A 25,631-nucleotide genomic window follows, 5' to 3' on the forward strand; every position below is an offset into this window, starting at 1 on the left:
GGCCGGAAAGCCTGCACCCTGTTTCTTGCGGCCAAATTCTCCGCACGCACACTGTGCGGAAAGTGTGCGGGATATGCGCGGAAACTGCGCACTGCTTTTAGCCCGTTTTTTCACCCGATAACGGGTCCTGCGCCCGGCACGCCGCCTTGATCTGATCATCGCTCAAATGGTCGATCTGTATCATGAAGGGCAGCTCAAAATCGAAAGCGACAATCTCTGACTTGTGGGCATTCATCCATTTCATGATGCCGCGCAGCACCCTCGCGCGCGCCTCAGCGTCCGCCCCTTCCCCCGCAATGCCGGGGGTGATGATACTGGCCGCAAGCGTCAGGCGCGGGCGCGGCGAGGCCAGAATTTCAGCGAGGCGGGCGTGATACTCATGCTCCACCTCGCCGCGCTCGGCCCAGGCGTCCCCAAGGCGGGCGCGGTCGAGCGCGAGCCGCGCCTGATAGCCAGCCACCGTGGCTTCGGAGATCGCAAAATCCATCTCGCCAATGAAGGCGCCTTCAAGCCGGTCCTTCTCAATGCCGGAGCGCTTGAGCATATGGATAAGGCTTTGGCAGGCCTGCCATTCCAGCCGGGACCTGAGGCCGGGCAAGAACACAATCTCATGCGACAGCACAAGCGGCAGGTCAGCCTTGGCCGCTTCCTGCAGTTCGCGTCCTCGGGCCACAGCATCAACGCCCTTGGCACCGCAGCGCGCCCAAAGCGCGGCGCCAGTCATGGCGGTTTGCCCACTACCAGCCGTTCGCACCACGGTACCCTCGTCATCCGACCAGCCGGAGGGCGCCGCCGCGCGTTCGCCCAGAATGAAGGCGTCATAGCCCTTGGCGGTCATGAAGGCGACGTGTTCGGTCTCCACCGACGTGCTGATGCCATAACCGCTGACCTCATTTTCTTCCCGCCCGATCACATGGCCGAGCAGCAGGTCACGCCCGCCGTCAGCCCAGTGCAGTCGGGTGCCGAATGTGGTGGCGAGGTACGTGGTGAAGGCCTCGCGCTCATAGGCGCGGCCGCCCGTGGCGGCAGGCACTTGGGCCACAAAAGCGGCCGCCAACTTGTCAAAACTGTTGCTCAGCATTGCGCTGCCCCGGCCATGGGCACGCTCGCGGTAGTTATCCGCGATGGCAGCCTCAAGTCCCTTGAGGAAATCGGCATAGGCAACCACGCGCACCACATCAGGCTCCGCCAGAAACGCCTTGCGCCCGCGGGACGGGTGCTCCTTCGCGATATAAGCGGCGGCTGACGCCAGATGAAGCCGCGCAAGCGCGAGCACAATGCGCCGCCTGCGGTCTGTATCGAGGGTGGAACCAAGCCAGCCGCCGATGTCAGCCTTCAGCGCTTTATAAGCTTCCGCCACATCGCCCGTCCCCTCTTCCACACCGGGGATCAGCGCGCGCACCGCATGAAGGATGGTGTCACCGTCGCCAAGCCGGACGGAGAAGTCGAGCAGCATCATCGCTGTCTCGGTCGAGCTTGGGTTATCGTCCAGATGCGACCTAAGGGTTTGGGCATTGATGGCAAGCGCCCGGCGCGCCAGTTGTGCCGTGGGGCTATCGTAAGCCTCGATCATGCTGTTGGCGTACAGAAGCGTATAGCGGTGTTTGGCGTCATCCTCCGTCGCTTTTTCAAGCGCGGCGAGCGCGACCGGAACCGCCTTCCGTGGCTCGCCCGACAGCACCAGCGCACGCGCCTCAAGCGCCGCCGCGTCAGCAGCCGGCAAGCCATATTGTTTGGCGGCTGCCGCCCAGCGTGTGGCGGCCTCAGCGTCCCGGTCGATCCGGACAGCGATATCGGCAAGGAAGGCGGCAGCTTCGGCGCGGGCGCTGAGGCGCGCGTTGCCATCTGTCGCCACCGCTTCCATCTGGCGCACGGCTTCATCAACCTCAAATTTGGCAAAAGCGGCAAGGCCAGCGTCATAGCGCGCGTCAGCAAACGCGCCCGCATGGCCGAGAGAAAGCGCGAGGAACAACAGTGCCATCAGCCTGATTTGCCGCAAATTCCCCTCCCGCACGCGCCGTTAAAATTCCAGTTGATGAGTTGTAGCAAAGAAAGCGCAGATGCCAAACGCTCGTTTCACATTGCTATGCCTCATGGTGCAAATCTCTGTCCGTCGCACCAATCGTGCGGTTCGCCGCAAATCGCGGCTTGACGCCGAGTCGCAGCGTTACTACTGAGGAAGGAACGCCTTTTTTGTGGCCGGTGCCTTCCATGCAGGGATGGCGGCACCAGCATGGCCACCGGGCGGACAAGCGTATTGCACATGTGTGAGTATTTCACTGCCGAGGGGTCGGCAGGGCGCTGAGGGGTATTTTATGACGAGGGCACGGCTTTTTGCCACGCTGAGCGTAGTCGCGCTCATGACTTCCGATGTATTGGCGAGCGCGAACAGCGCCGACGATGCCGCGACCGAAAGCCCGCAGGAAACAGCGGACGCAACACCCGCCGGTGAAGGCCTGGGTGAGTTTTTCGACGCCACATTCTTTGACCCCTACGCCCCCCAGAACGCCTATGACATGATCCAGCGCCTGCCCGGCTTTGTATATAGCACCGGGTCAGAAGCGCGCGGCTTTGGCGGCACCGCCGGTAATGTGCTGATTGACGGGGCGCGCCCGACCTCCAAATCCGGCGGCCTGACGGAAGCCTTGCGCCGCATTCCGGCGACCCAGGTGATGCGTATTGAACTGCAGCGCGGCGCTGATATCAGCGCCGAAGCGGCGGGCCAAAGCGTGGTTGCCAATGTGGTGCGCTATCAGGGCAAAAGCAGCGGCACCTGGACGGTGGAGATGCGCCGCGTGGGGCCGAACAAGGTGCTGCCCATGCTGGACGCTACCTTCGCCACCAAGCTGATGGGCTGGGACACCAGCTTCCAGCTGGACACTTTCCTGATATCAAACAGCCGCGACGCGGACATCAGCCGCCGCGACGCTGACGGCAGGCTGATCAAACTGACGATCGAGGACCGGCAGGAAGAAGAACGTTTTGGCGCGCTTTCGTTTGATGCCGGGCGCAATGCCTTTGGTGGCCGCCTGCAACTGAACGGCCGCATGAAAGTGAAGTACCGCACCGAGGACACCGACCGCCCCGGCTATGATGACGGCGACCTGAGCGGCGATCCGGATGATCGTTTCTTCAACGGCTATACCCATGAGGAATATGGCGGCGAGCTCGGCGCTGACTGGGCGCGCACGTACGGAAGCGGCTGGAAATGGCGGCTAATTGCCCTCGGCACCTTTGAGGACGACACCAAAACCGACGATTTCTTCCTCGAGGCACCTTACGAGACCCTCGTCGAAGACGGGGAGATCGTGCAGGAAGCGCGCACAAGCGAAACCATTTTCCGCACCACCTATGGCCGCACCGATGGCGGCATTCGGCCCGAATTTGGCGTTGAAGGAGCCTACAATACGCTCGATAGTACCCTCGCCGTTGTGGTGCTGGACGGCAGTGGTGCCACCATCAAGGAGATGGACCCCACCACCACGCATGTCGAGGAGGTGCGGGCCGAAACCTTTGGCACCCTTGTGTGGCAAGCCACCGGCGCACTGACCGCCGACATTGGTGCGAAGGCCGAAATCTCCCGCATTTCAACAAGCACGGGCGACGCACAAACCTTCAAATTCCTCAAACCGTCTGCCGGTATCACCCTCGCGGTGAATGAGCAGATGCAGGTGAGCGTGAAGGCGGAACGCTCCGTCGGCCAGCTCGATTTCTCCGACTTCGCGGCATCGGCCAACGCGGTCGATGACCGGGAGTTTGCCGGCAACCCCAATTTAAAGCCAGACCGCACCGACAGGCTTGAAGCCAAGGTGGACTATACCTTTGGCGAGCGCGGCGCGCTGTCGACCACCGTGTTTTACGAGTGGAAGGACGACGTGCTCGAACAAACCGTGCTGCCGTCAGGCGGTGAGGGCCTCGCGAACGCGGGCAGCGCACGGCGTTGGGGCATGAACGCAAACGCCAACCTGCCACTTGATTTTGTGATTGAGGGTGGGCTTCTGGAAGTTGACGTTTACCTCAAGGATTCCGAATTCCTTGACCCCATGACCGGTGACATTCGTTACCTGCATGATTTCCGCCCATCGGAGGTTTATATCGACTTCCGCCACGACATTCCGGAAACCAACTGGGCGTGGGGCCTTGAATATAATTCCGCCAACCACTGGAACGGCTATTACACCAACGAGCATGAGGACTACCGGTCCAACAACCGGTACGGCGCCTTTGTGGAGACCACCCAGTTCTTTGGCGTGAAAACCAGCCTGATCCTATACGATATGTTCGGTGGTCACTTCGACCGCATGCGCGAACTATATGCCCCGAACCGGGCGGGCGCTTCCATCGGAACCGAACTGTCGGAACGCACCCGCGACACCGGCGTGCGGTTTGTGGTCAGCGGCCAGTTCTAAAAACACAAGCCTCTAAAAAGGAAGAACCCGTGCGCCAAGGGGGGTGACGCACGGGCTATGGCCGGGGTATTCAGGGGGAGGAATGGGGTTCCCCGGCACGACTATAGATAGGTCTGCAATGTGGCGCTTTTAAGGGGGTGCGACACTTTGTTCACGACTTGTTGACCGGCCCCGCGCGCGGGGCGCGGACAGCCGCCAAAACCGCCGCCACAAGAATGCACAGTGCGCCGAGCCAGACCATGCTTTCAGGCACCTCACCAAAAAGGATTACCCCCGCCAAAGTGGCGACCAGAAGGCGCAGGAAATCGACCGGCAGCACCACCGTAGCGTCCGCGGACGTGAAGGCGCGGGCCATGGCCGCCTGCGCCAGCACAAAGCCAAGCCCCATCAGCGCCATCAGCGCAAAATCATGGGCTGTCGGCCAAACCCAGTGGTCAAGCGCGCCATAGAGGCTGACGGGCACGAGCAGCAGAAACTGGGATGCCACCATGGCAGGCAGCGCCTCCGTGCGCGATAGCACCTTGACGGTAACAAAGGCCGCCGCCGTCAGCACCGCGCCCAGAAGCGCTGCCGCAATGCCAAAGGTGAAACCGCCCGCCCAGGCGGGCTGCACCACGATCATCATGCCGGTGAAACCAAGGGCGAGGGCCAACACATGCAGCCTTTGCACCCGCTCCCCCAACACCAGAACGGCCATCAGGCCAGACAGCAGGGGCGCGAGGTAAGTGATGGCCACAACGGTGGCAAGCGGCGCGTTTGTAAGCGCATAAAAAAGGCTGTAGACACCGCCGCAGGCAATCAGCCCCCGCAGGCCATGCAGCCATGGCCGCTTGGTCGCGAACACCATGCTGCCATGCCGCCAAAGAAGCGGCAGCACAGCAAGCAGGCCGAAAAAGTTACGATAAAACACCAGAAGTTCAGGGGCGTAGCGGTCTGAAAGCAGACGGACAAGCACCCAGACGAGCGACTGGAAAACGGCATAGGTGGCCATATAGGCCACCCCGCGCAAATTCCCCTGCCCGCCCATCACCATAGGGCTGGCTGTCATGGCACTAGTGCTTATTGGCGCGGTCCAGCGCGGTCACACGCCAGTTGAAAATATCGCTGACCAGCAGGCCGCCGCCCGGCCGTGGGCTGACACCGTGCAGCGATACATATTGCCCAAGCTCCTTGCCCGCCTCGCCGGTGCTGCCAAGGATTTCCCCCTCGTCCGACAGCCACACCAGTTTCTCCGCCCGTGCGTCAGTCATCAGGAAACCACCTTCGGGGTTGATGGCAAGCGTGTAGGGGTAACCCACGTGGGTCCATTCGGCCTTGAAGGTGCCGTCTAGGTCAAAAAGCTGGATGCGCCTGTTCTCCCGGTCGGTGACATAAAGTGTGTCGTCCTTCACCACCACGGAATGCGGGAAGTTGAACTGGCCCGGTTCGCTGCCCTTCTCGCCAAAGGTTTTGATGACATTGCCATCCACGCCAAACTTGACGATGCGGAAATTGCCGCCGTCCGCCACATAAAGGTTGCCGCCTGCGTCAAACGCGACATCGTTCGGCTTGTCGAGGAACATATAGTTATAGTCGCGGTCGAACCAGCCGGGGCTCGCATAGTCCCGCCGGCCGTAAACGCGCAAGAGCTCACCTTCCGGGCTGAACTTGAGCACCAGATGATTGCCGCTGTCGGTGGTCCAGATATTGCCGTCCGCATCTTCCCTGAGGCCATGAGGGTTTTTGAAAAGGCCATGGCCGATCTCATAGTCAAACCTGCCATCCGCCTTGAATTTGAGAAGCGCGTGGTCGCTACGGTTGAACACATAGATAGGACCGGGCTTGCCTGCCTTGGTGCTGGTTTGCAGCACGGCGGGCACCTCAATCAGGAACCAGCCTTCCGGCATTTGCAATTTCGGGGTTGAGGCCACCCAGTGCGCGCCTTCCGCCTGAGTGGGCGTGACTGCCGCCACCAGAGAGAGGGTGAAGATACCTGCTGCCGAAATCAGTTTTCTGAATGTCATTTGACGCATCCTTTTGTGCATGGTGATTGCGCAGAAGATTGCGTAGCGTTATCGATAATTCAAATACCGTATTTTTATCTATATGATAGATTTATCTGATCATATTTGGATACTGCCATGGACCTGAAACAGCTTCGATATTTCGCCGCCATCATCGATGAAGGCGGCATGCGCCGCGCGGCTGATGGCCTGCACGTAAGCCAGCCTGCGCTGACGGCAGCCGTGAAACAGCTTGAGGACACGCTGGGTGTCAGCCTGTTTGCCCGCGCGGGCCGCACGTTAGAGCCCACGCGCGAAGGCTACCGGCTTTATGCCCATGCCCGTGCGCTGCTGGCGGGCGCGGAAAAAGCCCGGTCCGAAATGCGGGCGCTTGCGAACCTTGAGGTGGCGGAACTGTCGCTCGCGGCCACCAGCATGGTGGCGAACCATGTGCTGCCCGCCCCGCTTGGGGATTTCCTCGCCGCGCACAGCGGTGTCTCCCTCTCCCTCATGCAGATGGGTGGGCCGGCGGTTGAAAGCGCGCTCAAACTTGGCGAGGTAGAGATCGGCTTCGCGATGCACGACCTTGACGCAAGTTTTGAGCAAGTCCCGGTGTTTGAGAGCCAGATTGCCGTGTGCATGCGCGCGGACCATGCGCGCGCCGGACAGAAGGACATCAGCTGGGACGAGCTGCTGCAGGAGCGTGTGGCAACACTGCCACGTGGTTACACCCTCCATGCCCGCTTGCTGATGGAAGCGCGGCGGCACGCGCGGGCGGCGAACATTGTGCTCGCAAGTGACGCCATGGGCCTCTTGGCCAAAACCGTGGAGGCTGGCACCGCCGTCGGCCTTTTGATGGAAGCGGCGAAACCTTTGGGTGATCACATCGTGGCCCTCCCGATCCGTGAGAATGAGGGGCGGCATTTCACCATCAACGCCTGCTGGCGGCGCGACATGCCGCTCTCGGTAGCGGCCCGTGCCCTCATCGACTTTCTTGCGGAAAAATGACACCAAGCCACTGTTTTATAACGATTAAAAATTTCACCCCCCGCCTCTTGAACAGCGAAAATGGCTTCCTAGATATTTTTTGCCGGTGCCTCAAAGGGCCGGCGGCAGAATTGCCAAAGTGAACATTGCTCAAAGGAGGATGTTAGCTATGAGCAGATATGATTTTTCCCCGCTTTTCCGTTCCACCATCGGCTTCGACCGCATGGCCAACCTGCTTGATGCCGCGATGAAGACGGCAGATAGCGATATCAGCTATCCACCCTATGACATCGTGCAAGCGGACGACGACCGCTACCGCATCACCCTGAGCCTCGCCGGCTTTACGGAGGATGACCTGACGGTCGAACAGCAGGACCGTTCGCTGGTTGTCACGGGCAGGAAAAAAGAGCGCAAGGAAGACAGCACCTTCCTGCACCGCGGTATCGCGACGCGCGATTTCCGGCGCGAGTTCCAGCTCGCCGACCATGTGAGCGTGACGGGCGCCAACCTCTCGAACGGGCTTCTGACCATCGACCTCATGCGCGAGGTACCGGAGGAGATGAAACCTCGCCGGATTGAAATCCGCGAAGGCACGCCTGACGGCCTGATCGGCAAGGCGAAAAAACTGCTCTCGGACAAGAGCCAGAAAGCGGCCTGATAACAGCAGCTGAAAGAAAAAGGCCCGCCAAATATAGGCGGGCCTTTGTGTTATTCTGAATTCTACCGGCGTCTAACTACGCATTTCGTCCACGAAGTCATTCACCTTGGCCTGTAGGTCGGTCACCATGGTCAGAAGCTCGATGGTGGCTTCGTCCACCGAGCTCATGGTCACCGCATTGGCGCGGGCGGCAAGGCCCACACCGTCAATGCTTTCAGACACTTTGGCCGTCATGTCAGACGCGACGGAAGCCGCGCGGCCGATCTCGTGCGTGGCAGCGGTTTGTTGCTCGACCGCGGCGGAAATGCTGGCGGAGATTTCATCGATGGTCGAGATACGCTTCGTGACACCGCGCACTGATTCGATTGCGGCACGAGTGGCGTCCTGCATTTCTTCGATCTGCTCCTCAATCTCGCGCGTTGCACTCGCTGTCTGGTTCGCAAGCGACTTCACTTCGCTTGCTACCACAGCAAAGCCCTTGCCCGCGTCCCCTGCACGCGCGGCCTCAATGGTGGCGTTAAGGGCAAGAAGGTTCGTTTGCTCCGCGATATCATTGATGAGCTTGACGACGGCACCCACACGCTGAGCCACGCCGTCCAGCGTGTCTACCGTATGCACGGCCGAGTTTGCGGCCTCAGTCGCCGTGCGGGTGGATGAGGAAGCGTCCTGAACGCGGTTGTTGATTTCCGCGATGGAGGCAGCCATTTCCTCCGCCGCTGAGGCAACGGTTTGCACGCTCGTGCCCGCTTCCTGTGAGTTTTCCACACTTTCGGACGATTTGGCCGCGGTCTCGTTGGCGGACGCCCCCACCATGCGGGATGATTCTTTGAGGATTTCAGTGCGTTCAATCACCTGCGCGATAATGCCGGACACCATCTCTTCAAAATGGTCCGCCATGGCACGGCGCGCGCGGCGCTGCTCGACCTGAATACGGTCTTCTTCCTCGCGGCGCTGGGCTTCACGTTCGATCTGCTCCTGCTGTTTTTCAAGCTCGCGCTGGGCTTCACGTTCCTTGCGCTGGCTCTCAGCCTCGCGGGCTTCTGCTTCCATGCGCTGGCGATCAACAAGTGCATCCCGGAAGCCCTCAAGCGCGCGGGCGAAGCGGCCGATTTCCTTGTCAAAGTCAGTATAGGGAACTTCTGCTTCAAGGTTGCCTTCCCCAAGGTCGCCCATGGTGCTAATGAGCCGGTTGATGGGTTTGGACAGGCTCTGCACAATGGCGATGCCAAGTACCGTCACCAGCACAAGCGCCAACACTGCCTGCATCAGCATGGCCGTTTCCTTGGCTGCGATGCGTTCATACTGCTGCTCCGCGCTGGTCTCAAGCTTGCGGAACAGCGTGCTTTCAACCTCCCGCATCAGCTCAATTCGCTTGGTGGAGGACGCGAACCATTCTGTACCGCTGAAGCCAACATCCAGGGGGCCAACACCCGCACCCATCAACGCTTCTCGTTTGGCGAGGAATTCGTTGACAGCACTGCCCGCGACCACCCGGTCAAAGCTTTTGGCCACTTCCGTCCCGCCATAGCGGCGCATCTGGGCGACATAGCTTTCCTGTGAGTTAATCAGACCAATAAAACGCTGGTAAAGCGCCGCATTGAACTGCTTGCCACCCACGGCAGCCGCGCCCACAGCACGCTCAAGCCCCGAGGCTTCTTTGGCGCGGGAGAGTGCGTTGATGGTCACCAGTTCCTGCCCGAGCCAGGCGGCAACGGTATTGGCGGCGATATTATCGATCGAGCCCAAGCCAGCCTCAATGATGCCGGTATAATAAGCAGCCATTTGCGGCACGGTTACCTTCAGGTCGTCAACCCGGCCGCGGAAATCACCGAGGGCTTTGGCCTCACCCGCAAAGGCCTGCACTGGCCCAAGCACGGCATCAGACATGCGCTGAATGTCCTCTGACGCGAGCGTGGCTTTCAGTGTCGTGAGCGCGCTGTCCACCGTTTTGCGCTGCTCTTCAAGCGCACTGGCGAAGTTCACCCCGCCCTGTGAGCCGATAAAACCCGCCGAGAGGCCACGTTCGACCTGAAGCTCGTGGATGAATTCGCTGATATCCTCGCCCACCACGGTCAGGTCGGCTGCGACATCGGCTTCACGGCGTTCGGCTTCCAGCACCAGATATTCGCCGATAATGAACCACACCATGAAGGCAAGCGGAACCAGCCCGAAGACAAGAAGGCGGGACCGAATACTGAATGCACTAAGAAACTTGATCACGTTCATCTCCACTCACCCCAAATCGTGCGTTTAGATCAGCGAAACCTTTAGCGTGGCCTGTAACTATCGCCTGTAGTACCTGAAAACTTTCGAAAGCGAGCATGCTTCGTATTTCACCGCCAAATTCACACGGCCAACACACTCACCAAGGGTGGGCGTGCCCTAAGGTGCTGTGCAAACTGTGAAATTTCGGTTAATTGGAAATCACTTTCGCGCGTAAGCACGAATCTTTACAGTCGTTTGCGGTGACGCCCGTTTCATTAATCTGTTTTAAACGAATGTTTATTACCGTAGGCGTCTTGGGGAAGGGCCGGACATGCGGCCAGTAATCAGTTCTGTTTCGATTTTGCTTTGCCACACGAAGGAGGGGACCCATGATCCTTACTCACACCAAAGCACTATTGATTGGCGCCACATTCGCCGCGGCCATATCAGCTCCCACTTATGCAGATGAAGATGAGCTCCAGTCATGGGGCGTGAAGGTTTATGACCGTTTTGCCGCCGGGCAGCGTTACCCGCGCCAGGCTGTGGAACAAAAGCTTGAAGGCACTGTGAAGGTGCAGGTGACGGTCGCGAAATCCGGCTCCATCGTCGGTTTCGCCATCAACCGGTCATCAGGGCATGAGGTGCTGGACGCCGAAGTGCTGAACATTCTTGACCGGATCAACCCACTGCCACCGCTGCCGGAAGGCAAGGATATTTATGTCTTCAAGGTGCCGCTTCGCTTCCAGATGGACGATACGGCAACAACCATGGAGGCAAACGTTGAAGTCGCTGGCCCCGCCGCCACATGGAAAGATTGGCAACGTGACGTGCAGCGCACCCTTGCCCGCAATCAGGGTTACCCGACCCAGCTGATTGAGGAAGGCATCGAAGGCACCGTGAAGGTGCGTGTGAATGTGGGCGCGGACGGCACCATCATGGGCCAAAGAGTTGTCGAGAGTTCCGGCAGCGACATTCTGGACGATGAAGCCATCGACCTGATGCGCCGTATCAGTTTCCCGCCACTACCTGAGGGCCGGGACAGTATCGCACTGACCATCCCCCTCAATTACCGCCTGGCGAGCAACAGCCGCCGCGGATAGTCCGAGCCACGACAGATGCTCTTCCGTCAAGAGAAGAGAAAAGCCCGACGGGAAACCGCCGGGCTTTTGATTTTTTTTGGCCTATCCGCAGGCGCTTATGCGGCGCGCGACAGCTTCTGGAAACGCTTCAGGTGATAATCGGTGTCACCAAAATAATGGTCAATCATCACAAGGCGCTTGGCCACGTGCGCGAGCAACAGTTCCCACGTCACGCCGATACCGCCGTGCATCTGCACAGCTTCTTCGGCCACCATGCGACCAATGCGGCCCACGAGGGCTTTAGCAGCAGAAAGGTGTTTCTCCCGCTCGTCACTTTCGAGCTTTGATGCTGCAAGCAGCACGATGGAGCGCGCCTGTTCGATCTCGAGGCACATGTCCACCATGCGGTGCTGGAGAACCTGGAACTTGCCGATTGGCACACCGAACTGGGTGCGCGTGCGCAGGTATTCAAGCGTGGCATCGCGCGCGTTTTCCATCGCACCCAGGCTTTCCGCACAGAGTGCAAAGGTTGCGCGGGCGATAGCGCGGGACGTTGCGTCTTCCGCAGCCTGACCCTCAAGAAGGATATCGTCCGCCGAAACCGCTACACCCTCAAACTGCACTTCAGCAGCCGAGAACCCGTCATGGGTTTTGTAGTTGCGGAGGCTCACACCAGCGGCGTCGCGGGATACAAGCACAAGCGCACGACCATTTGGACCTTTGGCAGAGACAATGAGTGTATCCGCCTGTCCACCGTTAATCACAACAGACTTGGCGCCCGAAAGCTTGAAGCCGCTGCCGTCAGCCGTGAGCGCAGTTTCCACCACGTCAGCGTTATAGCGGGCGCCCGGCTCATAATGCGCGAAGGCAAGAAGGTGCTCACCCGCGACTACGTTATCCAGAAGCGCCGGGCCACGGCCCTTGGCATCTTCTTCCGCGAGCAGGCCAGCACCCAGCACAGCGGTTGCGAGGAAAGGCTCCACCACGATACCGCGACCCAGTTCTTCCATCACCACCATGATGTCGATGCCGGTGCCGCCAAGGCCGCCAACACGCTCCGGCAATACCGCCGCCACAAGGCCAAGCTCCGCCAGCTCACCCCAGATCTCAGCCGAATAACCGGCTTCGGATTTGATGATCTTGTCGCGGGTTTCAAAGTCATACTTCTGGCGCACGAAACGCGCGACCATGTCCTTGAGGAGGGTATGATCTTCACTCAGATTAAAATCCATGATGCAAACCCCTTCCCTTAAAGCCCAAGGATCATCTTGGAGATGATGTTGCGCTGAATCTCGTTCGAGCCGCCATAAATGGAATATTTGCGGCGGTTGAAATAGTGACCGGCATAGGAGTTGGCGCCCTCTGGGCCAATCGGCTCCTCATTCGCGCCCGGCAATTCAAGCTCTGGCATGAACGGCAGCGCGTATGGGCCAACCGCACGGCGCAGAAGGTCGCTGATTTCCTGACGGATCACCGAACCCTTGATCTTGAGCATGGAGCTTTCCGCGCCCGGCGCACCCCCGGCCTGCGCTTGCGCCAGCACCCGCAGGTTCGTCAGTTCCATGGCCATCAGGTCCAGTTCCACATTGGCGATACGCTCGGCAAAGGCCGGGTCGTCAATGAGCTTGGTGCCGTCGCCCGCATCCGTCTCGGCCGCGATGCGCTTGAGTTTCTTGAGGCCTTCCTTGGCCGCCGCCACACCGGCGATGCCCACACGTTCGTGCTGCAGCAGGTATTTGGCGTAGGTCCAACCTTTGTTTTCTTCACCCACGAGATTCTCGACCGGGACTTTCACGTCCTGGAAGAAGACCTCGTTCACCTCATGGCCGCCCTCGATCGTGATGATCGGGCGCATTTCAACGCCGGGAGTGTTGAGGTCAATAAGAAGGAAGCTGATGCCTTCCTGCGGCTTGCCCTGATTGGACGTGCGCACAAGGCAGAAGATCCAGTCCGCATACTGGCCCATGGTGGTCCAGGTTTTCTGGCCGTTCACGATATAATGGTCGCCCTCACGCACGGCTTTGGTCTTGAGGCTCGCGAGGTCGGAACCGGAGCCCGGCTCGGAATAACCCTGACACCACCAGTCATCGCAGTTGAGGATACGCGGCAGGTAATGTGCTTTCTGTTCTTCCGAACCGAAAGCGATCAGCACTGGCCCAAGCATGTTAAGGCCGAAAGGCGGCAGCTCGGGCGCGCCCGCTTTCACGCACTCTTCCTCAAAAATATGCTTCTGGAACGGGGTAAAGCCGGAGCCACCATATTCCTTCGGCCAGCTGTGCACCGACCAGCCCTTTTCATTCAGGATGCGCTGCCAGGTGATATAGTCTTCCCGCGCAGGCATGCGACCCGCTTTCACAGCTTTCGAGATATGGGCCGGCAGTTTTTCTGCCAGAAACGAACGCACTTCCTCACGGAAGGCTTTGTCTTCTTCGGTATAGTCGAGACGCATTGTACCAATCCAACAGTTGTTAGCCTTGTTCATGGCTCAAACTAGGCCGACGAACGCGGGCTTCAAGGCTTGGCAGCAAGGAATCTTGGCGGAAACCACACTCGCAATAAGCGCAGGCTTTAGAACGGCCCAAAAAGCGGTGAAAAACAAATATTCATCAAGCCATTGCGCACACCGCACAGAATTAAGGCTAAAGCCTCTAGTATTCGAAAATCAATTAACAAAGAAACCACGTTATTTACTAATCATTAACCATAACTGTATAAAATTTTACATTATTCGTTTAGAATAGTTTTATTCAAATAAATAAACTAGATTTTCTTTCCTGAATTCGGTATGAATTACTTGGGGCGACGATTCGAGGTCGAGTAATCTGACCGCCCGACCAATCGACAACCGAAGGTATATGATGCCAACCCGGTTTATGGATATTTTGTTGGTTGACGACAGCCGCGCAGACCGCCGTTTCATTACGCGCGAGCTGAAGCGCTGCGGCAGCCCGTACCATGTTGATACCGCCGAGACGGTCGCTGGCGCGCGCGAGATGCTGAGCCACAAGCATTACGACTGCGTGCTGCTGGACTATAACCTCCCGGATTCTGACGGCCTCGCGCTCATGGAAGGCATGCACCATATGCCCGGCAACGGCCACACCGGCGTTGTGATGATCACCGGCGAAGGCAATGAGAAGATTGCCGCGCAGGCCATCAAGCTTGGTGCCAACGAATATATCTCCAAAAAGCAGATGGACGGCCGCCGCCTCTCCGTCGCGCTCGACCGCGCGATTGAACATTCGCGGGCGCGCCGCACGCGCGACCACCAGCGGCTGGTGATGGAAAACTTCGCCTCAAGCGCCGCGCATGACCTTGCGAACCCGCTCTCGGGGCTGATCGGTTTCCTGACCCTCGCACAGCAATCGTTCGAGAAGGGCACTACCGAGCGTGTGCCCGAGTTTCTCGAGAACGCCATGACCTCCGCGCTTTATATGAAGCAGTTGGTGATGGACCTGTTGCACTATGCCCGCACCGGCACATCAGCCGATGATCCGGAAGTGGTGAATGTTGCTGACAGTGTGCGCACCGCGCTAAACGTGCTCGCGGAAGCGATTGAAAAGTCGGGCGCGATCATCCGTGTCGGTGATCTTCCAACGGTTGAGGCCTACCCCACCGAACTGGTGCAATTGTTCCAGAACCTCATTGGCAACAGCATCAAATACGCAGGCGACAAAACGCCTGAGATTGATATCTCCGCCACGCAGGAGGGCGACCATTTCATCATCACCGTGGCGGACAACGGCGTCGGCATCCCGGAAAATTCGCGCCGCGCCATCTTCACACCGCTTCTCAGGCTTTATAACGAGGGCGTGGAAGGCTCGGGCCTCGGCCTTGCCATCTGCACCAAGATCATGGACCTGCACCACGGCGAAATCTGGTGTGACGAGCGCGAAGGTGGCGGCAGCTACTTCCGCTTCACCCTGCGCCCAAGGCTTGAAGACTAGAATTCTGAGCACCTACCAAGGCAAAAGAAAGGGCCCGACCAAATATGGCGGGCCCTTTTCTTCAAGCGCATGCTCACAGGGTCAAGCAGGCAGTTCCGCCGCCTTGAACCAGAACTCGGACAGCGACTGCATGGCCGTCACAAAGCCATCGAGGTCATGCGGCTTCTTGAGGTAGCTGTTGGCACCAAGGTCGTAACAGTCCTGCACGTCACGCTCATCATCTGATGTGCTGAGGATCACCACCGGGATTTTGCGGAATTCGTCGCTATGCTTGATGGTGCGCAGCACCTCACGCCCGTCAACACCCGGCAGGTTCAGATCCAGTAGCACGAGGGACGGACGCTGGGCGCCGTCCGGCCGTTTGGACAGCAGCAGGTAATTGATGGCACGGCGGCCATCGGCGCAGTGCTCAACAGGGTTTTCAACACCGGCTTTCTTGAAGGCGCGTTTGGTTACGCGCACATCGGCGGGGCTGTCTTCGACCAGAAGGATCAATCCGTCACTCATTACTGTTGCTCTCTTCCTCGGCGATTAGGGGCAGGCGGATTATAAACTCGGTCCCCTTGCCTTCTTCGCTTTCAAACGTGATCGTACCGTCGTGATGCTCGACCACTCGTTTTACAATCGCAAGGCCCGCGCCGGTACCCCCACCATACGCGCCGGTACCGTGCAGGCGGCGGAACATATCAAACACTTTCGTGCGGTGTTCCGGCGCGATGCCAATACCGTTATCCTTCACCCTGAATTCTATATGTCGGGCGCTAGCTTCGCCAGTGATCTCGACAATTTTATCTTCCTGCTCGTTATATTTTATCCCGTTGGTGATGAGATTGCGGAAAATGGTCGTCAGGCACACCGCTGACATACGGCCTGCGGGTAAAGCGCCTTTCACCGTCACCGCTGCATTTTGTTCCTTGATGAACGGGTCGATCTCCTCAAGCACCGCTGAAATGGCCTGATGCGGCGTGCAGCGATCCGCTTTCTCCAACCGGCGTTCGATACGGGAATATTCGCGCAGGTCGTCGATCAGATGCTCCATCCGCACCGACAGTTCGGCGATGGTTTTCAGGTCTTCCTGATATTCTTCGTCCAGTTCCTCAAGACAGTCTTCAAGGAGGATGGAGGCCAGGTTATGCACCCCGCGCACCGGCTCCTTGAGGTCGTGCGCCGCGATATAGACAAACTGATCGAGCGCCTCGTTGGAGCGCGCGAGCTTCTCGTTAAGAAGCTTCTGCGCCTCACGCGCTTGCTTGGCTTCCGTTACGTCCTGCGCCACGACAGCCGCGCCCGTAACCACACCACGCAAGTTGCGAATGGGGGAGAAGGACATGCTGATATCTGCCTCATGCCCGTCCGGGTGTTTGTAGCGCAGCTCATGATGCCGCACGGAATGACCTTTCTCCACGCTATCCAGGATAGCCGCGATGCCACCCTTCTTGCCATCCTTGCCCGGCAGCAAGATGGAGGCTGGCCAACCGATCGCCTTTTCCTGCCCCATACCAAAAATGGTTTCAGCCCCCGGTGTCCAGGTCTCGATTGTGCCCATCATATCGACACTGAAAATACCGTCATCCACGGCCTCGATGGTAGCGATGAGGCGACGGCGTTCACTCGCCACCTTCACCCGTTCCGACACATCAACGATGGTGGCGATCACCACAAGTTCAGGGTCGTCCTCAACCGCCGTCAGGCCGATCTCGACCGGAAAATGGCTGCCATCCTTGCGCTCGGCATATAGTTCGCGCCCCTGCCCCATGGGCCGGGATTTCATGTCGGAATAGAAGACCGCCCGGTGGCTTGGGTGCCGTTCGCGCACATTGGCGGGCACCAGTATCTCGACCGGCTGTCCAATAAGCTCGGCCTCCGAATAGCCGAACAGGCCGGTAGCCGCCGGGTTCACGAGCTTGATGCGGCCATAACCATCCACCCCAATCACCGCGGGGGAGATTTTGCCAAGCACCAGTTCAAGCCGGGCGGTTTTCTGTTCAAGCTCGCGTGTGCGCTCCGCCACCTGCCGTTCAAGCTGCTTTTGCGACGGGATGGCCACCGCCACAGGGATAAGCCGCCACACGGCAACCGCCGTGAAAAACGACACAATCGCCGTGGCGATTTTCGCAATACCCGACAGGCCATAGGTGCCGTGCCAGACCGTGATGATGCTGAAGATATGGGTGACGCCGCACAGGAAGATAAAGGCGGAGAACAGGTAGAAGACGTTGCTGAACTTGATATCGTCACGCTTCTTGAGAAAAGCCACAAGGCTAAGCGGAATACTGAAGTAGGATATGGCAATCAGCGCGTCTGACAGCACGTGAGTCCAGAGCACTTCTGGCGCCCACATATAGCAATAGCCGTGCGGCATGAACTGGTCGGAAAAGAGATTTTCAATCAGGCTCATAAACCTTCCCGCTGCGCTCAGGCGCTACCCTGATCCGAATATTTTTCTATAGCGTAAACAGGTTAGTAACTATCAGGCGATTAAGCTCTCGGCGCAACAGGCAATTGGTTCAGGGGCACCCACAACATGTTTTTCCGGTACGCGAGTGTCGCATCAGCTGCACTCCTCACTTCGTCATTTCCTGCACAGTCCGCAGCGGCAGATGAAAGCCTTTTTGGCAGCAGCAAACTCCTGGCCACGCCCGGCGTGATACAGGTTGAAGGCGCCGGCGGCGCCGGCCTTTCCACATGGGCGATGATCTCAGGCTACGGCTCCAACCGTGAGATTGGCGCGAGTGCCCACCACACCTATGTAACGACCGATGATTTTACCCTGAACGCAACCGGCGTGACCGTGGGCTTCTTCGACCGGGTGGAACTTTCCTTCACCCGCCAGTGGTTCGACACCGGTGACGCAGGTGGGCGCCTCGGCCTCGGTGAAGGCTTCAACTTCAACCAGGATATTGTGGGTGCAAAAGTCCGCCTGTTTGGTGACGCCGTTTACGCGCAGGACACATGGCTGCCGCAGGTATCCGCCGGTATTCAATATAAGAAAGCCAGCGAAGGCGCGATTGTACGTGCCGTGGGTGCCGAGGATGACGATGGGTTCGACTACTACCTCACCGCCAGCAAGATCTTCCTTGATAAAAGCCTTGTTGTCTCCGCCGCTGCACGGCTGACGGAAGCCAACCAGTTTGGCCTGCTCGGCTTTGGTGGCCCGAACGGTGGCCATAGCGTGCAGTTTGAGGGCTCCGCCGTTTACCTGCTGTCACAGGATTTTGCTGTTGGTTTCGACTATCGCACCAAGCCGGATAATCTGGCCTTCGCGGAAGAAGACGACGCCATGGCGGCCTATGTGGTGTGGCTACCCAGCAAACATGTGACCGTCACCGGCGCGCTCACTGACCTTGGCGATATCGCGCTTCAGGGCGGCCAGCAAGGCTTCTATCTTTCCCTCCAGCTCGGGTTCTAGACCATGAAAGTTTTCAAACACCTTGTGCTCGCAGGCATGATTGCCGCCACCCCGGCCGCCACCACACAAACCGCGATGGCCGACAGCCTTTTCGAGGACCTGGGCGGCATGACGAAGATCGAGCGCATCACCTCGCGGCTTCTTGACCTCACGTTCACTGACCCGCGCACAGCACCCCAGTTCAAGCAAACCAAGCGCGACCGGCTGGAAAAATTGCTCAATGACCAGTTCTGCGAGCTGACGGGCGGCCCCTGCAAATACAAGGGCGTGAACATGAAAAAGTCGCACATCAAGCTGGGCATCACCGAGCGGGAGTTCAACGCGATGGTGGAACAGCTGCAGGCCGCGATGGATGCGGAAGATGTGCCCTACCACACCCAGAACCGGTTCCTTGCCCTGCTTGCCCCCATGAAGCGGGACATTGTAGAGCGCTAAGCCTAGACCGCTTCGCGGATAGCCTCAGCGCCGCTGTAGGGCAGGCTCGGCAGTTCGATCGTCACCTTGGTGCCCTGCCATTTGACGGAACTGATCTTCATACTGCCGCCCAGCAGCACGCAGAATTTATCCACCAGCGGCAAGCCAAGGCCCGTTCCCTCATAGGTGCGGGCCATGCGGCGGTCAACCTGTACGAAGGGCTTCATCGCAAGCGACAACTCCTTCTCGGTCATGCCAACGCCGCTATCTGACACAATCAGCGCAAATCCGCCTGCCTTCAGCGAAGCTGATACGCTGACCTCACCCGCCTTGGGCGTGAATTTCACCGCGTTCGAGAGGATATTGAGCACCACCTGCTTGGTCATGCGGCGGTCAGAGCACACATGCCCCACCTCGCAAGCAAGGCGAATGCTCAACTCCTTCTCCTCAATCGTGCGCCGATGGAAGGCAACACATTCGTCAATCACTTCATCAAGATCAAAAATGCTGGGCTCGGCGATCATTTTGCCAGCCTCGAGCCGCGACATATCAAGAATGTCGTTGATGATGCTGAGAAGATGCCGTCCGCTATTGGCGACAATATCCAGATATTCCTCGTACTTCTCTTCCGGGCAATTGCGGTTCGTTTGCAGCATCTCGGTGAAGCCGATAACGGCATTGAGGGGCGTCCTCAGTTCATGGCCCATGGTAGCCAGAAACTCGGCTTTTGACCGGCTGGCTTCTTCCGCCCGCAGCGCAAGATTGCGCATCTCATTCACGAGGCTTTTAAGCTCTTCCTCTGCCGCTTCGCGCCGCCGAACCTCAAGCGCGACCGTGTGCACAGCGGGAAGCCACTTCGCAACGCCAATACCCATCAGGATGATGCCAGGGAAATAGATGAAAGGCAGCCATACCCCTTCAAGCTTGGGTTGGCCGATCAGCCAGCGATAAACCGGCTGGCCCCATGGCATTTCCTCGGAATAGTCGACAAACGCAGCGAACGCGATCGTGACCGCGCCCCAAAAAATGGAGTGATAGCCATTGTCAACTTCTGAAAAGGCCTTGCGCCGGTAGAATAGGAAAATTGGCAGGCTTGCAATACTGAGGAAAAGCAGCAGTGTTGGATGCCATACATATGCAAGCATAGTTTCCCGACCAAGTTGGACCCCCAAGAATCAACTATGCGGAAATTTGGTAAAATTTTTCTTTCTTTTGTCAGGCTGCGCCATTCTTTTCCGAAAATACCGGCAAATGCCGGATGCGGGGACCGCCAGCGCGCGCAAGCGCGGACAGCACGGCAGGTGCTGTGACGGGGATGGACATTTCGCCCATGCCCGCCGGGTCTTTGTCGCTATCGATGATCTCCACAATAATCTCTGCAGGCGCGTCCATCATGCGCAGCATGGGGTAGGTATCGAAATTCTGTGTTTGCACCTGCCCGCCCGCGACAATGATCTCCTGCCCGAACGCGGCGGAGATGCCGTCATTGATGCCGCCTTCCGCCTGCTTCACCACACCTTCCGGGTTAATGACCGTGCCAATATCAACGGCACAGTAAACCCGGTGTACCTTGAAGCCGCCGCCGGACAGCTTCTCAACTTCCGCAACTTGTGCGCAGTAGCCACCAAAGGTGAAATGCCCGGCAATGCCCCGCGCAAACCCCTTGGGCATGGCCTTGCCCCAGCCCGCCATTTTAGCCACACGCTTCAGCACACCGGCCATGCGGCCCGTGTCAAAAACCGGGCCGCCATGCTGCGCGTAGGCTAGTTCCTGCGCGTCACCGAGTATCCTCAGGCGCATCTCAAGGGGGTCCATGTCCAGCTCAAGCGCGGCTTCGTCAAGGAAGGATTGCACAGCAAACGCGTTGGCTACGTGAGCGGGCGCGCGCCAACTGCCGCGCGGCATGCCCGACTTGGCGGGGAAATACTCATGGCGCAGGTTCGGCACAAGGCCCGCGGGGAAATCGTCGGTATAGAGCTCGGCTGTATACATCTCCTCCTCCGGTACACCGTCACGGCGATAGTATTTGGAGGCACTGGCCAGCCGGTGCTGCCAGCTGACCATGGTGCCGCGCTCATCAAAGCCTGCGATGATTTCATGGTGCCCGGCGGGGCGGTAAAGGTCGTGGCTCAGGTCATCTTCCCGTGTCCAGACCACCTTAACCGGCAAGCCGCATTCTTTTGAAACATAAACCGCCTCACCCACATGGTCGCTGGCGAGCCGCCGGCCAAAGCCGCCACCAAGGCGGGTGACCTCGACCTCAATCGCGCTACGGTTAATGCCGGTGAGGTCCGACGCGAGCCGGGATGCGCCCGATGGGTTCTGCATCGGGCCAATGATCTTGATACTGTCTGCCATCACATGGGCAATGCAGTTTTGCACCTCAAGCTGCGCGTGGGAGACAAAGGGCTGCCGGTAGCGGCGGCTGATCACCTTGGCATTCCGTTTCGCGGCGTCCACGTCGCCGTCACTGCGCACCACCTGCCCGGTCGGGCCATCAAGCAGCGCGGTGCACTGGGCGTCAAACCCCTCGGTGCTCTCATCAGCATAAGGGCCTTTGTCCCAGTCAATCACCAGCGCGTCGCGGCCCTTTTTCGCGGCCCAGAAATTCTCCGCCACCACAGCAACGCCCGCGGCCAGATAGGTATACATCTTGTCGGTGTCCGGGCGCGGCAGCACCACCACATCCAGCACGCCGGGCACCTTGCGCGTGGCCGCGTCATCAAGCGATTTCACCATGCCGTCAAGGTAGGGTGAGCGCGCGATGAGCACGGTCTTGGCACCCGGATAGTGGGCATCAAGGCCGTAAACCGCGCGGCCCGTAACCACATCCTTGTTGCCCAAGTGTTTTTGCGCCTTGCCGACGATCGACCAGTCTTCGCGCGCCACAAGCGTGGGCTTGAAGTCCGCGGGCAGTTGCACCTTGGCCGCATCCATCACCAGCATGGCGAAAGGCAGCGTCTCGCCTGTCTCGGTATTTGTCACCACGGATGCCTTGGCTGCTAATTTGTTCGGCGTAGTGCGCCAGCGCTCGGCCGCGGCCTGCAGGAACAGCGCGCGTGTGGTCGCACCCAGTTCGCGCACACCACCCCAGGCACGCGGTATGCTGGTGGAGCCACCGGCAAACTGCGGCACCACAGCCCATGTTAGGTTGCCGTCGTCGCCCTTCTTCAACCAAAGCGGCATGGTCACGGCCTCAACGCGGGCAAAGTCCGCGCCCATTTCCTCAGCGAACATCATGGGGATGGCGGTCAGCACCCCCTGGCCCATTTCGGGGCTGGGGCAGTAAATCCTGATACTGCCATCGGGGCCGACCTGCACCATGGGGGTGATGCTGCCCTCCCCCATCTCGGCATCGCTTGCGCGGGCGAGCTTTATAGTGGGGCCGATCATCATCAGGCCACCCAGTGCGGCGGTATAGCGAATGAAACCCCTGCGGCTGATGCCTGCTGTCATGATCCCCTCCCCGTTCAAGGACGCCCGCGCGTGGGCAAGGCATTTGCGGATACTATAACAGTTTTAAGCCCGATGCGCGCGTCAGCTTATCGCAAAGCACACGCAGGCTGGCGCAAAAGGGGCCCTAGAAAATACTGGTGTGGGTGAGCGAGGTGAACATCTCAAGCGCCGCCGTACCCACATAGGAGTTGCCGAAAGCGTCAAGCTCCGGCGCCCAGACGCAGACCGACATCTTGCCCGGCACCACTGCCAGAATGCCGCCGCCCACGCCGCTTTTCGCCGGCAGGCCCACGCGGTAGGCGAAGCTGCCCACGCTGTCATACATACCGCATGTCAGCATCACCGCATTGATACGCTTGGCCTGGCTTTTGGAAATGACCGAGGTTTCATGCACCGGCGAATAGCCACCGGCGGCGAGCGGCAGGCCCGCCAGCGCCAGGTCAGCACAGCTCATGGCCATGGCGCACTGGTAACAGTAGGTGGCCAGAAGCTCCTCCACATCCATATGCACATTGCCGTAACCGCGCATCAGGTGCGCCATGGCGCGGTTGAGGCTGGCGTGCTCAAGCTCCGAATTGGCGACCACCATGTCGGCGTCCACCGTGTCGTTCATGGCAAGGAAGCTCAGGTAATTGCGGATGCGCGCCTTGGTGTCCCCCTTCAGGCTCATGAGAAGGTCAAGGGTCGCGAGCGCGCCGGGGTTGATGAAGGGGTTCCTTGGCACGCCGTGTTCCATCTCAAGCTTGATCATGGAATTGAAGCGGTCGCCCGAAGGTTCCTTGCCCACGCGGGTCCAGACCATGTCACCAAAATGGCTCATCACCAGTTGCAGCACAAAAAGCTTGGAGATGGACTGGATGGAAAAAGGCTCATCCGCGTCGCCGGTCTTGTAGCTTTTGCCGTCCACCGTGTGCACGGCCATGCCGAACTTGCGCGCGTCCACGCCAGCAAGCGCGGGGATATAGTCCGCCACCTTGCCTTTGCCAAACTTCGGCTCCACCGCCTCGCGGATATAATCCAGCACTGCCTGGTAATCCATTGCCACCGGTCAACTCTCCTCTGGCCTACCTCTATGACGCTTACGCCGCCCTTGCCGGGAATTCAAGCCATGGTGAATGCTTGTATTTTTGTGGTCGCTCACCACATTTTAGCCCAAAGTTTCTGTGAAACAGGCGCGCCTGCGCCGTCAGCCCTTAGCCAAAGTCAAGGCAGCCATGCGCCTGGTGCGGCCAAATGGCGCTAGGCTTGGCGGGCAATTTATGGCACACAGGCACGCAGAAAAAGAGGGTAGGCTAACCCGCTATGGCGTAGGCAATCATGCCGCCACGGCGCAAAAGGCACAATGCAATGCAGACTGTTTTGGAAAACGATATCGCCAGCACGCGTGACGTGGCTGAGGAAGCACTGGTCAAGAAAGGTGCGCACCCTGAAGCGGCGGACTTCCCCCTGAAGGAAGCACGCAAGCTGGTGCGTGACCTGTGGCAGCCCAATGTGCGCCTGTACTGGACCGATTTCCTCCTCTCCAACACGCTGGGTTGGGGCGCGCTTGTTGTCGCCGCCATGACGGCCTTGGGCTCCACCCTGCAGGTCCTTGCCTTCATCGTAGCCACCCTTGCGCTGTACCGCGCGGTGATCTTCACGCACGAACTGGCGCACCTGCGCCGCGGCACCTTCCAGTGGTTCCGCCGCGTGTGGAACGTCACCTGTGGTTTCCCGATGCAGGTGCCTGCCTATTCCTATGCCGATGTGCATATCGACCACCACAAGCCGCAGATTTACGGCACCGAGGAAGACGGCGAATACCTGCCGTTCGCTGTGGACGAGCCGTGGAAAATTGTCGCCTTTGTCGCGCAAGCCTTCCTTGTGCCGGGCCTTCTGTTCCTGCGCTCCATCGTGCTTGTACCGCTGATGGTGGTGAGCAAGGGCATCCGCCACTATGTGTGGAAACGCCTGAGCTCGCTCGTGATCGATTACCGCTACCTGCGCCCCGAACCGCGCCCGGGCCAGGCAACTGACTGGCTGCTGGAGGACGTGTTCACCGCCATATACGCCTACGCTGCACTTGTGCTGACGGTAATGGGCATCCTGCCGCTTGAAATTGTTGCCACTTGGTACGCGGTGACCGTGGCCATTTTCCTCCTCAATGCACTGCGCACACTTGCCGCACACGCTTACCGCAATGGTGGCCGTGAACGCATGACCCAGCAGGAAGAATTCCTCGACAGTGTGGACGTGCCGGGCAACCGCTATATCACGCCGCTCTGGGCGCCTGTGGGCCTCAGGTTCCACGCCACGCACCACCTGTTCCCGGGCATGCCCTACCACAACCTTGAAATCGCGCATGAAAGGTTGAAGGCTGAGCTGCCGGACAACCGGCTCTACCTCGCCGCCACGCGCAAGAACCTTGGTGTGGCTGTGGCCCAGCTTTGGCGCGAAGCCAAGGAAGCCAAACGCGCTGCCTAATCGTCCAGCATGGAAAGAAGCTTGAGCACCGTGTTCCAGTTGCGGGACGTGGGCGTGGTGCCGAGCTTTTTGGCTGTCAGCAGTGCTGAGAAGTCAGAGCGTGCCGAGCCTTCACGGTAATAGACATAAAGCGCGTTTCCCTTAAGGGTGATATCCTCCGGTCCGTCATAGCCGTCGATAAGCGCCTCTATCCTCGCCTCATCCGGCGTGTGCAGCAGATAGGCGATGTGCAACAGCTTCGGCTCGCGCCCCTCGGTGGGCTCAAGCGCGTCGGTCACATACGGGCAAGCTGCCGCTTCCGCGCGGAAGGTGGCTTCGTCCCGGATGATGAATTCGGTATGGAAACCAAACGCTTTTTCACACAAAGCTTCAAGCCGGGCTGCCATATCAGCCGGCGCCTCACTCGCCCCTTCAAAGACGATATTGCCGGACTGCACATAGGTTTGCACACCCGAGAAACCCGCTTTCTCGACGACGACCTTGAGGTCCGCCATTTTCATTTTGCGGTTGCCGCCAACATTGATGCCGCGCAGGAGCGCCACGTATTTTGCCATTGGTTTTCTCCCTGCCGCCACAGTGCCGATTGCCCGCGCCACGCACAAATAAAAAAAGCCCACCCCGC

Annotated in this window: 20 protein-coding genes; 8 read left to right on the forward strand and 12 right to left on the reverse strand. The window is 59.1% G+C overall.

All coding sequences use genetic code 11. The features are described 5' to 3' along the window. Positions 1-97 precede the first annotated feature (97 nt). Positions 98-1,999 (reverse strand): hypothetical protein, encoded by a 1,902-nt coding sequence (locus tag B150_RS0100715; RefSeq protein ID WP_155859895.1) that lies wholly within the window; start codon positions 1,997-1,999, stop codon positions 98-100. Between the two features lie 316 nt (positions 2,000-2,315). On the opposite strand from B150_RS0100715, the gene B150_RS0100720 reads away from it, so the two are divergent. Beyond that, positions 2,316-4,409, forward strand: coding sequence for a TonB-dependent receptor domain-containing protein (locus tag B150_RS0100720; RefSeq protein ID WP_020397952.1), 2,094 nt, complete (start codon positions 2,316-2,318; stop codon positions 4,407-4,409). A gap of 151 nt (positions 4,410-4,560) precedes the next feature. On the opposite strand, the gene B150_RS0100725 is transcribed toward B150_RS0100720, so the two are convergent. Both B150_RS0100725 and B150_RS21990 read right to left on the reverse strand, forming a co-directional pair. Continuing rightward, positions 4,561-5,457, reverse strand: a complete 897-nt coding sequence (locus B150_RS0100725) for a DMT family transporter (RefSeq protein ID WP_081611249.1) — start codon at positions 5,455-5,457, stop codon at positions 4,561-4,563. Between the two features lie 4 nt (positions 5,458-5,461). Further along, entirely contained in the window at positions 5,462-6,412 is a 951-nt protein-coding gene (locus B150_RS21990; RefSeq protein WP_020397954.1) for a peptidyl-alpha-hydroxyglycine alpha-amidating lyase family protein, read from the reverse strand. A gap of 117 nt (positions 6,413-6,529) precedes the next feature. On the opposite strand from B150_RS21990, the gene B150_RS0100735 reads away from it, so the two are divergent. Together B150_RS0100735 and B150_RS19075 are read left to right on the forward strand one after the other, a co-directional pair. Beyond that, complete coding sequence (locus tag B150_RS0100735; RefSeq protein ID WP_020397955.1) at positions 6,530-7,399, forward strand: LysR family transcriptional regulator; 870 nt, start codon at positions 6,530-6,532, stop codon at positions 7,397-7,399. Positions 7,400-7,547: 148 nt separating this feature from the next. Then, a complete protein-coding gene (locus B150_RS19075) occupies positions 7,548-8,036 on the forward strand; it encodes an Hsp20 family protein (protein WP_020397956.1) in 489 nt (162 codons plus the stop codon). 72 nt (positions 8,037-8,108) lie between these two features. Here B150_RS19075 and B150_RS0100745 read toward each other — a convergent pair whose 3' ends face one another. Next, on the reverse strand, positions 8,109-10,256 hold the full coding sequence (locus B150_RS0100745) for a methyl-accepting chemotaxis protein (RefSeq protein ID WP_162139633.1): 2,148 nt from the start codon (positions 10,254-10,256) through the stop codon (positions 8,109-8,111). A gap of 374 nt (positions 10,257-10,630) precedes the next feature. On the opposite strand from B150_RS0100745, the gene B150_RS21995 reads away from it, so the two are divergent. Next, complete coding sequence (locus tag B150_RS21995) at positions 10,631-11,341, forward strand: energy transducer TonB (RefSeq protein ID WP_020397958.1); 711 nt, start codon at positions 10,631-10,633, stop codon at positions 11,339-11,341. A gap of 95 nt (positions 11,342-11,436) precedes the next feature. On the opposite strand, the gene B150_RS0100755 is transcribed toward B150_RS21995, so the two are convergent. Together B150_RS0100755 and B150_RS0100760 are read right to left on the reverse strand one after the other, a co-directional pair. Next, positions 11,437-12,552 carry an acyl-CoA dehydrogenase family protein gene (locus tag B150_RS0100755; RefSeq protein ID WP_020397959.1) on the reverse strand — a complete coding sequence of 372 codons (1,116 nt, stop codon included), beginning with the start codon at positions 12,550-12,552 and terminating at the stop codon, positions 11,437-11,439. Positions 12,553-12,569: 17 nt separating this feature from the next. Beyond that, complete coding sequence (locus B150_RS0100760) at positions 12,570-13,769, reverse strand: acyl-CoA dehydrogenase family protein (protein ID WP_020397960.1); 1,200 nt, start codon at positions 13,767-13,769, stop codon at positions 12,570-12,572. Between the two features lie 436 nt (positions 13,770-14,205). On the opposite strand from B150_RS0100760, the gene B150_RS0100765 reads away from it, so the two are divergent. Next, complete coding sequence (locus B150_RS0100765; RefSeq protein ID WP_162139634.1) at positions 14,206-15,267, forward strand: hybrid sensor histidine kinase/response regulator; 1,062 nt, start codon at positions 14,206-14,208, stop codon at positions 15,265-15,267. 81 nt (positions 15,268-15,348) lie between these two features. Here B150_RS0100765 and B150_RS0100770 read toward each other — a convergent pair whose 3' ends face one another. Together B150_RS0100770 and B150_RS0100775 are read right to left on the reverse strand one after the other, a co-directional pair. Beyond that, complete coding sequence (locus B150_RS0100770) at positions 15,349-15,774, reverse strand: response regulator (protein ID WP_020397962.1); 426 nt, start codon at positions 15,772-15,774, stop codon at positions 15,349-15,351. Beyond that, positions 15,767-17,665 carry a PAS domain S-box protein gene (locus B150_RS0100775; RefSeq protein WP_020397963.1) on the reverse strand — a complete coding sequence of 633 codons (1,899 nt, stop codon included), beginning with the start codon at positions 17,663-17,665 and terminating at the stop codon, positions 15,767-15,769. The genes B150_RS0100770 and B150_RS0100775 overlap by 8 nt, the downstream gene beginning before the upstream one ends. A gap of 126 nt (positions 17,666-17,791) precedes the next feature. On the opposite strand from B150_RS0100775, the gene B150_RS0100780 reads away from it, so the two are divergent. Beyond that, positions 17,792-18,676, forward strand: coding sequence for a DUF3034 family protein (locus tag B150_RS0100780; RefSeq protein ID WP_020397964.1), 885 nt, complete (start codon positions 17,792-17,794; stop codon positions 18,674-18,676). A gap of 3 nt (positions 18,677-18,679) precedes the next feature. After that, positions 18,680-19,111, forward strand: coding sequence for a group I truncated hemoglobin (locus B150_RS0100785; RefSeq protein ID WP_020397965.1), 432 nt, complete (start codon positions 18,680-18,682; stop codon positions 19,109-19,111). Between the two features lie 2 nt (positions 19,112-19,113). Here the strand turns inward: B150_RS0100785 and B150_RS22000 are convergent, their stop codons facing one another. The 3 genes from B150_RS22000 to B150_RS0100800 form a co-directional block, all read right to left on the reverse strand. After that, positions 19,114-20,235, reverse strand: coding sequence for a sensor histidine kinase (locus tag B150_RS22000; protein WP_020397966.1), 1,122 nt, complete (start codon positions 20,233-20,235; stop codon positions 19,114-19,116). Between the two features lie 70 nt (positions 20,236-20,305). Further along, positions 20,306-22,546: a xanthine dehydrogenase family protein molybdopterin-binding subunit gene (locus B150_RS0100795; protein ID WP_020397967.1), complete on the reverse strand. Its 2,241-nt coding sequence runs from the start codon at positions 22,544-22,546 to the stop codon at positions 20,306-20,308. A 124-nt stretch (positions 22,547-22,670) separates the two neighbouring features. Further along, a complete protein-coding gene (locus B150_RS0100800; protein WP_020397968.1) occupies positions 22,671-23,585 on the reverse strand; it encodes a glutaminase in 915 nt (304 codons plus the stop codon). Positions 23,586-23,893: 308 nt separating this feature from the next. Between B150_RS0100800 and B150_RS0100805 the strand changes: the two genes are divergently transcribed. Next, positions 23,894-25,009, forward strand: coding sequence for a fatty acid desaturase family protein (locus B150_RS0100805; protein WP_020397969.1), 1,116 nt, complete (start codon positions 23,894-23,896; stop codon positions 25,007-25,009). On the opposite strand, the gene B150_RS0100810 is transcribed toward B150_RS0100805, so the two are convergent. Then, positions 25,006-25,563, reverse strand: a complete 558-nt coding sequence (locus tag B150_RS0100810) for a DUF1697 domain-containing protein (RefSeq protein WP_020397970.1) — start codon at positions 25,561-25,563, stop codon at positions 25,006-25,008. The genes B150_RS0100805 and B150_RS0100810 overlap by 4 nt on opposite strands. Positions 25,564-25,631: the final 68 nt, after the last annotated feature.

This window comes from Kordiimonas gwangyangensis DSM 19435 = JCM 12864, from assembly GCF_000375545.1.
Lineage (GTDB): Bacteria > Pseudomonadota > Alphaproteobacteria > Sphingomonadales > Kordiimonadaceae > Kordiimonas > Kordiimonas gwangyangensis.